Annotated in this window: 13 protein-coding genes; 12 read left to right on the top strand and 1 reads right to left on the bottom strand. The window is 64.3% G+C overall.

The annotated features are described in order from the left end of the window. The first annotated feature begins 11 nt into the window (after positions 1-11). The 12 genes from murG to QYQ98_RS02775 all read left to right on the top strand — a co-directional run bounded on the left by murG (position 12) and on the right by QYQ98_RS02775 (position 13,598). Complete coding sequence (murG, locus tag QYQ98_RS02830) at positions 12-1,082, top strand: undecaprenyldiphospho-muramoylpentapeptide beta-N-acetylglucosaminyltransferase (RefSeq protein ID WP_302007258.1); 1,071 nt, start codon at positions 12-14, stop codon at positions 1,080-1,082. Next, entirely contained in the window at positions 1,079-2,560 is a 1,482-nt protein-coding gene (gene murC / locus QYQ98_RS02825; RefSeq protein ID WP_302007257.1) for a UDP-N-acetylmuramate--L-alanine ligase, read from the top strand. The genes murG and murC overlap by 4 nt, the downstream gene beginning before the upstream one ends. A 5-nt stretch (positions 2,561-2,565) precedes the next feature. Continuing rightward, entirely contained in the window at positions 2,566-3,345 is a 780-nt protein-coding gene (locus QYQ98_RS02820; protein ID WP_302007256.1) for a cell division protein FtsQ/DivIB, read from the top strand. A gap of 157 nt (positions 3,346-3,502) precedes the next feature. Further along, entirely contained in the window at positions 3,503-4,798 is a 1,296-nt protein-coding gene (gene ftsZ, locus QYQ98_RS02815; RefSeq protein ID WP_302007255.1) for a cell division protein FtsZ, read from the top strand. A 14-nt stretch (positions 4,799-4,812) separates the two neighbouring features. Then, on the top strand, positions 4,813-5,544 hold the full coding sequence (gene pgeF / locus QYQ98_RS02810) for a peptidoglycan editing factor PgeF (RefSeq protein WP_302007254.1): 732 nt from the start codon (positions 4,813-4,815) through the stop codon (positions 5,542-5,544). Next, positions 5,544-6,281 (top strand): YggS family pyridoxal phosphate-dependent enzyme, encoded by a 738-nt coding sequence (locus QYQ98_RS02805; RefSeq protein ID WP_302007253.1) that lies wholly within the window; start codon positions 5,544-5,546, stop codon positions 6,279-6,281. The genes pgeF and QYQ98_RS02805 overlap by 1 nt, the downstream gene beginning before the upstream one ends. Before the next feature lie 55 nt (positions 6,282-6,336). Further along, positions 6,337-6,789 carry a cell division protein SepF gene (locus QYQ98_RS02800; RefSeq protein WP_302007252.1) on the top strand — a complete coding sequence of 151 codons (453 nt, stop codon included), beginning with the start codon at positions 6,337-6,339 and terminating at the stop codon, positions 6,787-6,789. A 42-nt stretch (positions 6,790-6,831) separates the two neighbouring features. Continuing rightward, positions 6,832-7,116: a YggT family protein gene (locus tag QYQ98_RS02795; protein ID WP_302007807.1), complete on the top strand. Its 285-nt coding sequence runs from the start codon at positions 6,832-6,834 to the stop codon at positions 7,114-7,116. 178 nt (positions 7,117-7,294) lie between these two features. Continuing rightward, the gene (locus QYQ98_RS02790; RefSeq protein ID WP_302007251.1) at positions 7,295-8,263 is read left to right on the top strand and encodes a DivIVA domain-containing protein; all 969 of its coding nucleotides are present in this window, start codon (positions 7,295-7,297) and stop codon (positions 8,261-8,263) included. Between the two features lie 300 nt (positions 8,264-8,563). Beyond that, a complete protein-coding gene (gene ileS / locus QYQ98_RS02785) occupies positions 8,564-11,731 on the top strand; it encodes an isoleucine--tRNA ligase (RefSeq protein ID WP_302007250.1) in 3,168 nt (1,055 codons plus the stop codon). Positions 11,732-11,908: 177 nt separating this feature from the next. Beyond that, entirely contained in the window at positions 11,909-13,291 is a 1,383-nt protein-coding gene (locus tag QYQ98_RS02780; RefSeq protein ID WP_302007249.1) for a DNA polymerase IV, read from the top strand. Further along, on the top strand, positions 13,266-13,598 hold the full coding sequence (locus QYQ98_RS02775) for a hypothetical protein (RefSeq protein ID WP_302007248.1): 333 nt from the start codon (positions 13,266-13,268) through the stop codon (positions 13,596-13,598). Before QYQ98_RS02780 ends, QYQ98_RS02775 begins: the two co-directional genes overlap by 26 nt. On the opposite strand, the gene QYQ98_RS02770 is transcribed toward QYQ98_RS02775, so the two are convergent. Continuing rightward, positions 13,585-14,514 carry an asparaginase gene (locus QYQ98_RS02770; RefSeq protein ID WP_302007247.1) on the bottom strand — a complete coding sequence of 310 codons (930 nt, stop codon included), beginning with the start codon at positions 14,512-14,514 and terminating at the stop codon, positions 13,585-13,587. The genes QYQ98_RS02775 and QYQ98_RS02770 overlap by 14 nt on opposite strands. Positions 14,515-14,576: the final 62 nt, after the last annotated feature.

Here is a 14,576-nt window from a genome sequence, read left to right as displayed (position 1 = left end):
TTGATTGACCCGTGACAGCACGACGCATCGTGGTTGCCGGCGGCGGCACTGCCGGCCACATTGAGCCAGCATTAGCAGTGGCGGAAGTATTGCGCGACACCTATGACGCAGAGGTCACTGCACTCGGAACCGAGAAGGGTCTGGAAACGACTATTGTTCCCGCCCGCGGTTTCCCGCTCGAATTGATCGAGCCTGTGCCCATTCCCCGCAAAAAGCCCCTGAAGCTGCTCGGAGTGCCCGCGAAGCTGGTGCGCTCCGTGTCCCAGACCCGCGCCGTCCTGAAGAAGACACAGGCTGATGCCGTCTTCGGCACCGGCGGCTATGTCTCGGCATCGGCGTACCTGGCAGCGACGTCCATGCGGATTCCGTTTTACGTGCTCGAGACCAACGCTCTAGCTGGCATAGCAAACAAGCTCGGTGTGAAGTTGGGGGGCACCGGCTTCAACGCGGTGCCCGACTCCGGAATGCCCGGGGAAGTGCTTGGCGTGCCGGTCCGCCCGGGCGTGGGCGAAGACCCGGACGGCGTGAAGGCGGAACGCGGTTACAAGATGTGGAACCTGGATCCGCAGCGCCCGACGGTGCTCGTCACCGGCGGATCGCAGGGCGCGCGCAGCATCAACGACGCGCTCGCGGGGGCCGTCGGCCGCATCGTCGCTGCCGGCTACCAGGTGTTGCACGCCTACGGCCGCAAGAACGATGCGCCGCAACCGCACGAGCATTACACCGCCGTGCCCTACATCGACGACATGGAAGCGGCGTACGGCGTGGCTGACGTGGTCATTTGCCGCTCCGGAGCGATGACGGTGGCGGAGAATTCCGCGGCGGGCGTTCCCGCCATCTACATCCCGTTGCCCCACGGCAACGGCGAGCAAGGCTTGAACTCCGCCCACCTCGTGGAGGCCGGCGCCGCCATGCGTATCGACGACGCGGCGCTCACCCCCGACGCCCTCGTCGACGCGGTCACGGGCATTCTTCAGCCCGGCGGCTCTGCTGAATCAATGCGCACCGCTTTGTCGGGCTCAGGGGCGGGCAACGCGGCGGAGGAAATTGCCCGGCGGATCATTGGCGAAAGGACATCATGACTTCTTCCATCGATCTCTCTCGTGTCCACTTGATCGGCATCGGCGGGTCCGGTATGTCCGGTGTCGCACGGATTCTTTTGGACCGCGGCGCCGTGGTCACCGGTTCCGACGTGAAAGATTCCCGCCCGGTTCGTGCGTTACGCGCCCAGGGCGCGACGATCGCGGTGGGTCACGCCGCGGAGAACCTCGATCTCGCCGGCGACCAGCCGACAGTGGTGGTGACCAGTTTCGCCGCCATCCCCAAGGACAACCCTGAGCTGGTCTCCGCCGCGCAGCGGGGCATTCCGGTCATCCGCCGCTCCGACCTTTTGGGGGAGTTAATGGAGGGCTACACGCAGGTGCTCTTCGCTGGCACCCACGGCAAAACGTCGACGACATCGATGGCGGTTGTCGCGCTGCAGGCGGCGGGGGAGGACCCCTCGTTCGCGATTGGCGGCCAGCTCAACCGAGCGGGCACCAACGCCCACCACGGCAGCGGCCGCATCTTCGTCGCCGAAGCAGACGAGTCTGACGCGTCGCTGCTCAGGTACACCCCCTCCGTCGCGGTGATCACCAACATCGAGCCCGACCACTTGGACTATTTCGGCAACGCCGAGAGTTATTACCAGGTCTTCGACGAGTTCGCCGACCGTGTCGTCGACGGCGGCACTCTCATCGTGTGTCTCGACGACGACGCATCCGTGCGCTGCGGCCTGCGCGCCGCCGAGCGCGGCATCACGGTGCTCGGCTACGGCACAGCGGAAGCAGCCGCACGCCACCCGGACATTCACGCCGGTGCGGTGGTCACCGACGAGGTGATTGAGGGCCATGTCACCGAGGTAGCAGTTCAGCTCAACGTTGCCGGCCACAGCGGCATCGACGGCACTGTCGCCTACCACCTCGCGCTTCCAGGCCGCCATATGGTGCTCAATTCCGCAGCCGCGCTTGTGGCGTGCGCGGTCGCAGGAGCAGACGCACGGAAATTGGCGGAGGGGCTGAGCAACTTCACCGGTGTGCGCCGCCGCTTCGAGCTCCGAGGGGAGATTGCCGCGGGCTCGCAGACTGGTACGCGTGTCTACGACGATTATGCGCACCACCCGACAGAGGTGCACGCTGTGCTTTCCGCCGCCCGAAGCAAGGTCGAATCCGAGGGCGAGGGCGGACGCGTCGTGGTGTGTTTCCAACCGCACCTGTACTCCCGCACGCAGGCGTTCGCAGAGGAATTCGCGGAGGCGCTGTCGCTTGCCGACGCCGCCTTGGTCCTCGACATCTTCGGCGCCCGCGAGACGCCTGTGGAAGGGGTGGACTCGCGAATCATCACCCAGCACATCTCCGGGGACACGGCCACCGTGTACGAGCCGGATTTCTCCCGGGCACCAGCCACCGTCGCTGAGATGACCCACCCCGGTGATGTGGTGATCACCATGGGCGCGGGCACGGTGACCATGCTTGCGGACCCGATCCTTGAGGCGCTGGCAGCAGCCGGGGAAGCGAACTGACAGACATGTCCACTTCCGTGACACCTTCTAACAGCAACGCCGACCGCGCTTTTGGCCGCCGGAGCACCACCACACGTAACCGCCCGCAGCAGAACGGAAAGCGGGCCTCAGGCGGTCGCCGCGGGATTCCGTGGAGCCGAGTTCTCGGGATCGCGGGCATTGCCGCTGTCGTGCTTGCGGTGCTGTGGGCGGTGGTCTACTTCACCCCATTGTTCGCGGTGAAGAATGTCGAGGTGGAGGGGAGCCGGCACTTAAGCCAAGACGAGGTGGTCACCGCCGCTGGTATCGTCGAGGACACCCCGCTGGCGCAGGTGAGCATGCGCGGCACAGGGGCTAACGTCGTTTCGTTGCCGTGGGTGAAATCCGCGACGGTCTCCCGAAAGTGGCCGTCCACTGTCGTGATCGAGGTGGAAGAAAACACGGCCGTGGCATACGTGAATGGCTCGGGCGGGGCGCACCTGATTGACCCCGAGGGCAAGGAATTCGCGCAAGACACGCCTCCTGAAGATGCAGTGGAGCTCACTGGTTCTGCTGAGGGGGATGATGCAGCACGGAAAGATGCGGCCGATATCGCCGCGTCACTCAGTGAGCCGGGCCGTGCTGCGGTGAAGTCGATCGAGGCGAAGTCGAAGTACGAGTTTGTGCTCCACTTGAAGGATGACAGGACCATCGTCTGGGGTGCGAGCGAGGACAACGCGAACAAAGCACTCGCCGTGGACACCGTGCTGCAACGTGAAGGTAGCGAGTTCAACGTGACCAACCCGCGCCAAGTTACCGTCAAGTAGATCTGCGCGGCGTAAATCCCCAGCTCACGAACCCTAAAGTAAAGGTTTAGGGTACCGACACGCCGGAAAAATTCGCCTAAATGTCATCGCGGTTGGTCATGATGGGAGGCGTCTTTACATCACTAGTCCCCGTTACCTGAAAGGCGAGCACACACCCATGACCTCACCCAGCAACTACCTCGCCATGATCCGCGTTGTCGGTGTCGGCGGCGGCGGTGTCAACGCAGTGAACCGCATGATCGAAGAGGGCCTGAAGGGTGTCGAGTTCGTCGCCATCAACACGGACTCCCAGGCGCTGCTGTTTACCGACGCAGACACCAAACTCGACATCGGCCGCGAGGCGACGCGCGGTCTCGGCGCTGGCGCTAACCCGGAGGTCGGCCGCACCTCCGCCGAGGACCACAAGCAGGAGATTGAGGAGTCCCTCAAAGGGTCCGACATGGTCTTCGTCACCGCCGGCGAGGGCGGCGGCACTGGTACGGGCGCGGCACCGGTCGTCGCTGGCATCGCCAAGAAAATGGGTGCTCTCACCATCGGCGTTGTCACCCGCCCGTTCTCCTTCGAGGGCAAGCGCCGCACACGACAGGCTCTCGAGGGCATCGATGCTCTGAAGGAAGTGTGCGACACCGTCATTGTCATTCCGAATGACCGCCTGCTGCAGCTGGGCGACGCGGAGCTGTCCATGATGGAAGCGTTCCGCGCCGCCGACGAGGTGCTCTACAACGGTGTTCAGGGCATCACCAACCTGATCACCATCCCGGGCATGATCAACGTCGACTTCGCCGATGTCCGTTCCGTCATGGCCGATGCCGGCTCTGCGCTCATGGGCGTGGGCTCCGCCCGCGGCGAAAACCGCGTCATGGCCGCCACTGAGCAGGCCATCAACTCCCCGCTGTTGGAGACCACCATGGAGGGCGCGAAGGGCGTCCTGATCTCCGTTGCCGGCGGTTCCGACCTCGGGCTGATGGAGGTCAACAACGCTGCGTCCATCGTCGAGGAGAAGGCCGACGAAGACGCCAACATCATCTTCGGCACGATTATCGACGACAACTTGGGCGACGAGGTTCGGGTGACCATCATCGCCACCGGTTTCGACGAGAAGGCCAACGCCCGTCCGCAGGCACAGGGCCAGGAGCAGTCAGCTGAGCAGACTGCCCATGACTCGGGCCAGCCGGTGGAAGCCCAGCAGGTGAAGGTCGAGCCGTCTGCTGCCGGTGAGACCCCGACTCCGGCGCCGTCTTCGAGCTCGCTGTTCGAGCCTTCCCACCGGGATCAGGCGGGCGAAGCCGACGAGTACACGCCGCGCCACCGTTACGACGATTCCCGCGGTGGCCTGTTCACGAACTCCGACCGCGAACGCGAATACGACCGCGAGCGCGAGTACCGCTCCTCCCGCCACTATGAGGATCCCCGGGGCGGCGACGACCTCGATGTGCCGGACTTCCTCCGGTAGTAGCCTTAGGTGTCATGATTGACACCACCAGCCGCCCCGTCCGCATGCTGTTCACCAGCCGTGCGGGCGGGGTTTCTGCGTTCCCGTACGATTCCTTCAACCTGGGCAACCACGTCGGTGATGTCCCGGACGCAGTCGCAGCCAACCGACAACGGCTAGCGGAGGTCGCAGGTCTGAAACCGGGCCGCTTCGTCTGGATGGAGCAGCTGCACACCAACACCGTCACGGTGGTGGATAGCCCCCAGGGCGGTCCCGTCGAAGCCACGGATGCGTTGGTGACTACCCAGCAGCAGCTCGCCCTGTGCGTGCTTGTCGCGGACTGCGTGCCGGTGCTTCTCGCTGACCACCACGCCGGAGTTGTCGCGGCCGCGCATGCCGGCCGTCTCGGTGCCCGCAACGGCATTGTCCCCCGCACAGTGGAGGTGATGCGGGAGCACGGGGCGGAACCGGCCAACATCCAAGCCCTGCTCGGGCCGGCTGCGGCGGGGCAGTCCTATGAGGTTCCCCAGGATATGGCCGACGACGTGGAAGCTCACCTGCCGGGATCGCGCACACGCACGAAACAGGGGACACCCGGGCTGGATATCCGCGCAGGACTCGTTCGCCAGCTGTTCAGCCTCGGTGTCACGCACATTGACGCCGACCCGCGCGACACCGTGACGGATGAGACGTTCTTCTCCTACCGCCGCGAGAAGACTACGGGGCGCCAAGCCGGTGTGGTGTGGCTGACAGGAAAGGAGAACTGATGGAGCGAACAGAGGAACGTCGCCAAGAAATCGCCGCGAAACTGAATGAGCTACGTGCAGCCGTCGTCGATGCGGAGGAGCGTGCCGGCCGCGAGCCGGGAAGCGTGGACATTCTCCCGGTGACCAAATTCCATCCCGTCTCTGACGTGGCTGTTCTCGCTGGTCTGGGCATTGAAGTTGTGGGCGAGAACAGGGAGCAGGAAGCGCGCGCAAAAGCAGAGGAACTTGCCGGCGCGGGCGTAGACATCCGTTTCGCCATGATTGGGCAGGTCCAGTCGAAGAAGGCGAACGCTGTCGCGCGGTGGGCGAGCGAGGTGCATTCGGTGGACTCGGTGAAGCTGGCTGGCGGTCTCGATCGCGGCATGGCGCTCGCTCTCGAACGTGGCGACCGCACCTCGAGTACGCTGCCTTGCCTCATCCAGCTTTCGTTCGACGACGACGCGTCGCGCGGGGGAGTTCCATACGGTAACGCCGAGCTCGTCGCCGAGGTTGTCGCGGCGGTGGACGACGCGGAACACCTGTTTTTCGACGGCTTCATGGTCGTCCCGCCCCGGGAATCCGATCCGGGGGAGGTGTTCGCGGCGTCGAAAAGCATCTGCGACTCGTACGCGGACAAATTCGCCCGTAATCTCCGCCTGTCCGCGGGAATGTCGGGCGATTTCGAGGAGGCAATTGCGCACGGATCGACTGTCGTGCGTGTCGGAACCGGGCTGCTGGGACCGCGGCCCGTAGGCTGACGAACAACGCTTGACCGACTCCATAAAACCGCCCGCGAACAGGAGACTTACGCGCATGTCCTTCTCGAACAGCCTCAAGGAATTCTTCGGACTTGGCCAGTACGACCCGGCCGCCGATCCGTACTACGACGATCCGGCATACGAGGACGCCGGTTCGACCGCGTACTCCCGTTCCAGCGCCGCCGTCGAGCCGCGCCCCCGCGACTACGGGTACGACGCCCGCGACTACTCCGCCGCAATCATCAGCGTCCGTCCGCGCAACTACAACGACGCCAAGGAGATCGGCGAACCGTTCCGTGACGGCGACGCTGTGGTCATGGACCTGTCCGGCGTGGACAAGCCGACCGCGATGCGCCTGATCGACTTTGCGGCGGGCCTTTGCTTCGCCGCCCGCGGCAAGATGCACAAGCTGTCCCGCACTGGCGATGAGCACCTCGTCTTTGCCATCGTGCCGGAAAACGCCCGCACCACAGTCAGTGAGCTTGAGCGAGCGGCGCATCTCCGTTAATTCATTTGGCGCACGCGCCTAGGTAGGGTGGGGTCCGTGAATATGCTCGGTGCCGTTCTCTATGCAATTGTCGGTTTGTACACGCTTTTTGTGATCATCCGGCTGATCATCGAGATGATTCAGTCCTTTTCCAAGCACTTTGACCCGCCACGCTGGTTCATGGTGCTGGGCGAATTCTTCTTCGTGGTCACCGACCCGCCGATCAGATTCCTCCGGCGCTTCATTCCCCCGCTTCCGCTCGGTGGGGTTGCGCTGGATGTCAGCGTGATTGTCCTGTTCCTCGCGCTCGCGATCCTCCAAATGCTGATCCGCGGACTCATGCTCTAAGACAGGTCGCATTATGGCTGGAGAGCGCGGGAAAAATTTTTCGGCGTTTAGGGTCGTTGAAACTCACCCTCGGGTAAACGTTGAGGGTATAACTACTGTCAGCTAGGCTTTATGCCTAGACCGTGCCACTGGCCCGATCTGGGCCGGCAAAAAACGTCATTACTTGAAGGGAACGCAAATGCCGCTGACACCAGCTGACGTGCACAATGTCGCTTTCAGCAAGCCGCCGATTGGCAAGCGTGGCTACAACGAAGACGAGGTCGACCAGTTCCTCGACCTCGTCGAAGACACCCTCGCCCAGCTGCAGGATGAGAACGACGATCTCCGCGCACGCGTGGAGGAGCTGGGCTCCGGTGCCAGCGCACTGGCTCCAGCGGCACCTGCGAACCAGGCAGCCGACAAGGTCGACGAGAGCGCCATCCGTCAGGAGATCGAGGCCAAGCTGCGCAAGGAGTACGAGGCCCGCCTGAGCGACGCTGAGAACGAGGCTAAGGCCGCGCGTTCCCGCGCTGAGGCAGCTGACGCAGAGATCCGTTCTGCCCGCGAAGAGGCCGCTCAGGCACGCAAGCAGGCAGAGGCTCAGAAGAACGAAGCAGCCCAGGCACAGGGCATGTCCCGTCCTGTGTCCCAGCAGCCTGCTCAGTCCTCCAACGGCGATGCACATGTCCAGGCAGCCCGCGTTCTGGGTCTGGCCCAGGAGACCGCCGACCGCCTCACCCGCGAGGCGGCGGAAGAGTCGCAGCGCGTTGTCGAGGAGGCTCGTTCCAAGGCGACGACCCAGGTATCGGACGCAGAGAAGAAGGCTGCAGAGACCACCCAGGCTGCCGAGCAGCGCGCCAACCAGCTCGTCACTGATGCGCAGCGCAAGGCTGAGGAGACCACCAACGACGCGAACTCCCGTGCCGAGGCTCAGATCCGTCAGGCCGAGGAGCAGGCGGCGAAGCTCAAGGCCGACGCCGAGCGCAAGCACACCGAGATCATGAACACGGTGAAGCAGCAGCAGACGGCTCTCGAGTCCCGCATCTCCGAGCTCCGCACCTTCGAGCGCGAGTACCGTACCCGCCTGAAGACGCTGCTCGAATCCCAGCTAGAGGAGCTCGAATCCCGTGGCACGTCCGATCCGAGCGGCGATGTGAACAACAAATAAGCGCGGGCGACGCTCGAGCTTGAGGTGAAAGACCTGCCCCCGTGGGGCGGGTCTTTTTCTTTCGGGTTACACTAAAGCCTTGTCACAACCAGACACGCACTGATCCGGCCATCACCGGGGAGCGTTTCCGGAAGAACAGCCCCGCGCACATCAGGCGCGCGGCCCAGTAGAACCGGACGTGCCTAGGGATACGTCAATCCTTCACCACAATGAAGAGGGGATTCACCATGGTGAATCCCAAGCGGGGTGGTACCGCGCAGTCCAGCTGCGTCCCCGCACAACGATGTGCGTGGAGGAATCATGGCGGACAATCAGGGCAGCATCGGACACGTCTATCCCAAGGTGGACATGACGGAGGGATCATCGAAATTCCCCGACATGGAGCGGCACGTCCTCGACTACTGGAACGAGGACGGAACGTTCCAAGCCAGCTTGGATAACCGCGAGGGCTGCGAGGAATACGTTTTCAACGACGGCCCGCCGTTCGCCAACGGCCTGCCGCACTACGGCCACCTGCTCACCGGGTATGTGAAGGACATCGTTCCGCGCTTCCGCACTATGTCCGGCTACCGCGTCCCACGTGTGTTCGGGTGGGACTGCCACGGCCTGCCCGCAGAACTTGAGGCGGAGAAGCAGCTGGGCATCACGGACAAGTCCCAAATCGAAGACATGGGTCTGGCTAAATTCAACGAGTACTGCGGTACGTCGGTGATGCACTACGCCGACGAGTGGGAGGACTATGTCACCCGCCAGGCCCGCTGGGTCGACTTCGAGAACGGCTACAAGACCATGGACCTCGAGTACATGGAGTCCGTCATGTGGGCGTTCAAGGACCTTTACGACAAGGGTCTGATCTACCAGGGCTTCCGCGTCTTGCCCTATTCCTGGGCGGAGCACACCCCGTTGTCGAACCAGGAGACGCGCCTGGATGACGCGTACAAAGAGCGGCAGGATCCGACGGTCACCGTCACTTTCCCCATCAAGGACAGCAAGGGGCACGAGGAGCTTGTCGACGCCGCCTTTATCGGTTGGACCACAACCCCCTGGACCACTCCCTCGAACTTGGCGCTCGCTGTCGGCCCTGAAATCGAGTACTCCCTCATCCGTGTAGGTGAGGACTCCTCGGTGCCGGAATTCGCCGGGGCCAAGCTCGTCTTAGCGTCCGATTTGATCCGGTCCTACGCCAAGGAACTGGGGGAGAACCCCGAAGTACTGGCCACCTACCGCGGCACCGATCTGGAGGGCATCACGTACGAGCCGCTCTTCGAGTACTTCGCCGATGAACCGAATGCCTTCCGGGTTCTGCTCGCGGATTACGTCACCACGGAGGACGGCACCGGTGTCGTCCACCAGGCGCCCGCCTTCGGTGAAGACGACATGCTCACCTGCCAGAAATACGACATCGGGCTGGTCATTCCGGTCGACGCGGACGGCAAATTCACCTCCCTCGTCCCCGACTACGAGGGCAAGCTGGTCTTCGATGCCAACCGCGACATCATCCGCGACCTGAAAGCCCGTGGCCGTGTGCTGCAGGACAAGGTCATCGTCCACTCCTACCCGCACTCCTGGCGCTCCGGCGAGCCGCTCATCTACATGGCGCTGCCGGCGTGGTTTGTGAAGGTGGTGGATGTCCGTGACCGCATGGTGGAGCTCAACCAGCAGATCGAGTGGATCCCCGGACATATCCGCGACGGGCAGTTCGGCAAGTGGCTCGAAGGCGCCCGGGACTGGAATATCTCCCGCACCCGCTATTGGGGCTCGCCGGTGCCGGCGTGGGTGTCCGATAACCCGGAGTACCCGCGTGTGGATGTCTACGGCTCCCTCGACGAGCTGGAAGCCGATTTTGGCGTGCGGCCAGAATCGCTGCACCGCCCATACATCGACGAGCTGACCCGCCCGAACCCGGACGACCCGACTGGGCAATCCACAATGCGCCGCGTCCCGGACGTTCTGGACTGCTGGTTCGAGTCCGGCTCGATGCCGTTCGCGCAGTACCACTACCCGTTCGAGAACAAAGAGGAATTCGAAACCCGCCAGCCGGCCGACTTCATCGTCGAGTACTCCGGTCAGACTCGCGGTTGGTTCTATGTGCAGCATGTTTTGTCCACTGCACTGTTCGACCGTGTCGCCTACAAGCAGGTCGTCGCCCACGGCATCGTGCTCGGCTCCGACGGTCAGAAGATGTCCAAGTCGAAAGGCAATTATCCGAACGTCAACGAGGTCTTCGACCGCGACGGTTCCGACGCGATGCGCTGGTTCCTCATGTCCAGCCCGATCCTGCGCGGCGGCAACCTGATTGTCACCGAACAAGGCATCCGCGACGGTGTGCGCCAGGCAATTCTGCCGATCTGGAATGCTTACTCGTTCTTGCAGCTATACGCCGACCGCGAAGCAACGTGGGACACGAGCTCGGACAACGTGCTTGACCGATACATCCTGGCCAAGCTGCACGACACCGTTGAGCACACCGGTGCCGCGCTCGAAGCCACGGACATCTCCGGCGCGTGCGAGGAAGTCCGCCTCTTCGCCGACACCCTGACCAACTGGTACGTGCGTCGCTCCCGCGACCGCTTCTGGGCGGGCCAAGAGGAGCACCCGGAGGCGTTCAACACCCTGTACACGGTGCTCGAGGTCCTCGCCCGCACCGCCGCTCCGCTGCTGCCGTACATCAGCGAGGTCATGTGGCGCGGCCTGACCGGCGAGCGTTCTGTGCACCTGACTGACTACCCGCAGGCAGCGGACTTCCCGGCCGACGACCAGCTCGTCGCCGCGATGGACACCACCCGCGCCGTGTGCTCGGCGGCGTCGTCGCTGCGCAAGGCGAAGAAGCTGCGCAACCGTCTGCCGCTGCCGGGGCTCAAGGTGGCGCTGCCGGATGCCGAGTCGCTCGAGCCGTTCGCACCCGTCATCCGCGACGAGGTCAACGTAAAGAACGTGGAGCTGACCAGCGACGTCGACTCCGCCGGCACCTTCGAGGTCGTCGTCAACGCCAAGGTCGCCGGCCCGAAACTGGGCAGGGGCGTCCAGCGGGCGATCAAGAACGTCAAGGCCGGAAACTACGTGCACGACGGGGAGAACGTCGTCGTCGACGGCGACCTGGTGCTCACCCCTGACCTGTACACCGAGCGTCTCATCGCCGCCGACCCGGACTCCACCGCACAGGTGGAGGGGATGGACGGCCTCGTGGTCCTGGACACTGCCCTCACTGAGGAGTTGGAGGCGGAAGGCTGGGCGGCCGATGTCATCCGTGGCCTGCAGGATGCCCGCAAGAACGAAGGGCTCGAGGTGAGCGACCGCATCAGCGTCACCCTCCACGTCTCCGCCGACAAGGAGGAGTGGGCCACCCGCCACGCCGACCACATCGCCGCGGAGACACTGGCCACCTCCTTCACCGTCACAACTGATGCCAACAACAACGGCCACACGGTACTTGATGGTGTGACCGCGGAGGTGTCCAAAAACGGCTAGCCTCCACACCGACAGCTAGATACCTATTCCAGGACACCTATTCACAAGGTCGCGGAATTTCCCGCCGCGGCGGCCACCTTGTGAATAGGCATCCTGGGATAGGTATTTGCATTTGAGGGCGCGAAGAACCGGTCCGATGGGCTCGTATTCGCTCATCCGGCCTACTCTGGAGTGGCTATGACTCGCTGGGTGCTGCACATCGACATGGACGCGTTCTACGCGTCCTGCGAGCAGCTGACCCGTCCGACGCTGAAGGGGCGCCCGGTGCTCGTCGCTGGCGTGACCGGCCGGGGAGTGGTCGCGGGCGCGAGCTACGAGGCGCGAAGATACGGTGCGCGCTCAGCGATGCCGACATACCGCGCCGTCCAGCTCGTCGGGCCGAAAGCAGTGTTGGTCGCGCCGCGCCGGCCCGTGTACACCACGGCATCGCGCCGGGTCTTCGAGATCATTTCCCGCCGCGTGGACATCGTCGAACAGCTCTCCATCGATGAGGCATTCATGGAGCCCCTTGAGCTTGCGGGAGCAACGCCGGATGAGGTGGATCAGTGGGCAAACGACCTGCGTGAAGAGATTCGTTGGGAGACTGGATTGCCCAGCTCCATCGGTGCAGGGACGGGCAAGCAATACGCGAAGATCGGTTCCGGACTAGCGAAACCCGACGGCACATTCATCATCCCGCGGGAGAAGCAGACGGAGATCCTGCACCCGCTGCCTGTCGGCGAGCTGTGGGGCGTCGGGCCCGTCACCGCCGCAAAGCTCACCGGTATCGGGGTGGAGACCATCGGCGATTTCGCCGCACTGGCGGAGCGAGAAGTCGAGGTGGCTCTCGGCGGAGTGGTGGCGAAGCAGCTCTGGACACTCGCGCGCGGCATCGACGAACGGGAGGTCAAACCCCGGGCGGAATCCAAGCAGATTTCCGCCGAGCACACCTACCCGCGCGACCTCACCACGACAGCGGAAGTTGAAGCGGCCATCAGGCGCGCGGCGGAAGGAGCACACAAGCGCTTGCTTATCGACGGCCGCGGTGCCCGCACCGTCACCGTCAAACTCAAGATGGCTGATTTCCACATCGAGTCGCGCTCCAGCACGTTGACGTACGCCACCGACGACCTGGACACGCTCACGGCGGCGGCGTTCCGGATCGCCCGCTACCCGGATGAGCTGGGGCCGATCCGGCTCGTCGGGGTGGGATTCTCCGGTTTGGAGACGGTCATGCAGGAAGTGCTGTTCCCGGAGCTCGACCGCACGAATCTGCCTGAGCCGCAGGTGGGGGAGGTGCTTCCTGTCACTCCCACAGGAACCCGCGCATGGGCCGCGACGCAGGATGTCCACCACACCGAGTATGGGCACGGCTGGATTCAGGGGGCCGGACACGGGTTCGTGACCGTCCGGTTCGAGACCCGTGCCACGGGGCCGGGACCTGTCAAAAATCTTCGCGCCGACGATTTGGAGCTCCGCCCAGCTGACCCGGTGGCGTCGCTGGCATGGGACGACTGGGAGCCGTTCGGCGCGGATGAGCCCCCGATCCCGCTTGATGCTGGGGAGAACGGGGAAGAATAAGCCGCGCGACGACACCGCCGCCGGGCTTTTCGATGACCCAGACAACCCCTCCGAGGAGGATCTGCTGAGCAATCCGAAGGTGGCCGTCTCCCCGGTGGCGGACCAGGCGGAGTGGATTGAGAAGACTCTTGCCGGTGAGGTTACGGGGTCGGGCTCCGGTGCTGACAGCGGGACGGACATGGTGGCCGAATCCGGCACTATGAAGGTGGACGACAGCGCCCGGAAGATGCCGGCAAGCCTGTGGATCATTCTTGCCGGTGCCGTAGCGTTCGCCGGCGTGGCGGCGTGGAGTTTCAGCTGCCGATAAGCGCCAGCGGGTCCATACCGGCGGACACAGCGGCGGCTAGCGCAATGCGTGCCTGGCCGGCCCGCAACCACCCGGCGGGGATGGCGCCATGATCGCCTAGGGTTGCGCCGCCGCCGGCACCGCCGTACGCGAACTCCACTTTTCCGCCTGGCACGACTGTGGTGAGCACAACCGGGATCCCGGCATCGATGGCGCGCAGGAGTGCTTGGCCCATCTCTTCCGACACGTTGCCGGACCCCATCCCTTCCACGACGATGCCGTCGGGATCCATGTCTGTCACTGCATCGACCACGGCGCTGTCCGCGCCAGCCCAGGCGGCGACAACCGGAATGTTCATCCCGGCCAGAGTGACAGGGGCGATCGGGTCGGGCCGCACGGGGACGACGGCATTCTTTTCCGCGGTGGGGCGGAACGCATCGAGGGCGTGCGTGTCTGCCTTGACCAGCCCGCGCGCCGGGAGGATCTGCCCGCCGAAGGCCACGACAACGCCGTTGCTTAGATCGTCTCCCACGTCGATGTACTCCACGGCTGCCCGGAGATTGCCCGGCCCGTCAGGGTCTGTCGCGTCGGCGGCGCGCTGCGCCCCCGTAACCACGATCGGGCGAGGGTCGGAGTGAAACAGGTCGAGGGCGAACGCCGTTTCGGCTAGCGAATCCGTTCCATGGGTGACCACGACGCCGGCAACAGACGGGTCTGCCAGCTGTTCGTGCACGGTGGCGACCAATGCGTCCACATCCGCCAACGTCATTGACGAGGAATCCAGGGCCCGCACATCCACCGGACGGCACGGAACGTACACCCCGGCGGATTCGATGAGCTGGGCAGCCGTGCGGCGGGGTACCAGCGCGCCCGAATCATCGGCCTCGCACGCGATCGTCCCGCCGGTGGCCACCACAGCGATTTCTGAAGTCTTCATGATGTTCAGGTTAGGCGCGCCGATTGGCCCGCGGGCAGGTAGGCGGTAACCTTGGGCCAGTT

Source organism: Corynebacterium sp. P3-F1, assembly GCF_030503635.1.
Lineage (GTDB): Bacteria > Actinomycetota > Actinomycetes > Mycobacteriales > Mycobacteriaceae > Corynebacterium.
The sequence above is the reverse complement of the archived record's forward strand: the minus strand, read 5'-3'. Positions and strand labels throughout refer to the sequence as shown.

Coding starts and splice junctions, on each gene's coding strand:
- murC (WP_302007257.1), top strand. CDS start 1,079: ATGACTTCTTCCATCGATCTCTCTCGTGTCCACTTGATCGGCATCGGC.
- QYQ98_RS02820 (WP_302007256.1), top strand. CDS start 2,566: ATGTCCACTTCCGTGACACCTTCTAACAGCAACGCCGACCGCGCTTTT.
- ftsZ (WP_302007255.1), top strand. CDS start 3,503: ATGACCTCACCCAGCAACTACCTCGCCATGATCCGCGTTGTCGGTGTC.
- pgeF (WP_302007254.1), top strand. CDS start 4,813: ATGATTGACACCACCAGCCGCCCCGTCCGCATGCTGTTCACCAGCCGT.
- QYQ98_RS02805 (WP_302007253.1), top strand. CDS start 5,544: ATGGAGCGAACAGAGGAACGTCGCCAAGAAATCGCCGCGAAACTGAAT.
- QYQ98_RS02800 (WP_302007252.1), top strand. CDS start 6,337: ATGTCCTTCTCGAACAGCCTCAAGGAATTCTTCGGACTTGGCCAGTAC.
- QYQ98_RS02795 (WP_302007807.1), top strand. CDS start 6,832: ATGCTCGGTGCCGTTCTCTATGCAATTGTCGGTTTGTACACGCTTTTT.
- QYQ98_RS02790 (WP_302007251.1), top strand. CDS start 7,295: ATGCCGCTGACACCAGCTGACGTGCACAATGTCGCTTTCAGCAAGCCG.
- ileS (WP_302007250.1), top strand. CDS start 8,564: ATGGCGGACAATCAGGGCAGCATCGGACACGTCTATCCCAAGGTGGAC.
- QYQ98_RS02780 (WP_302007249.1), top strand. CDS start 11,909: ATGACTCGCTGGGTGCTGCACATCGACATGGACGCGTTCTACGCGTCC.
- QYQ98_RS02775 (WP_302007248.1), top strand. CDS start 13,266: ATGCTGGGGAGAACGGGGAAGAATAAGCCGCGCGACGACACCGCCGCC.
- QYQ98_RS02770 (WP_302007247.1), bottom strand. CDS start 14,514: ATGAAGACTTCAGAAATCGCTGTGGTGGCCACCGGCGGGACGATCGCG.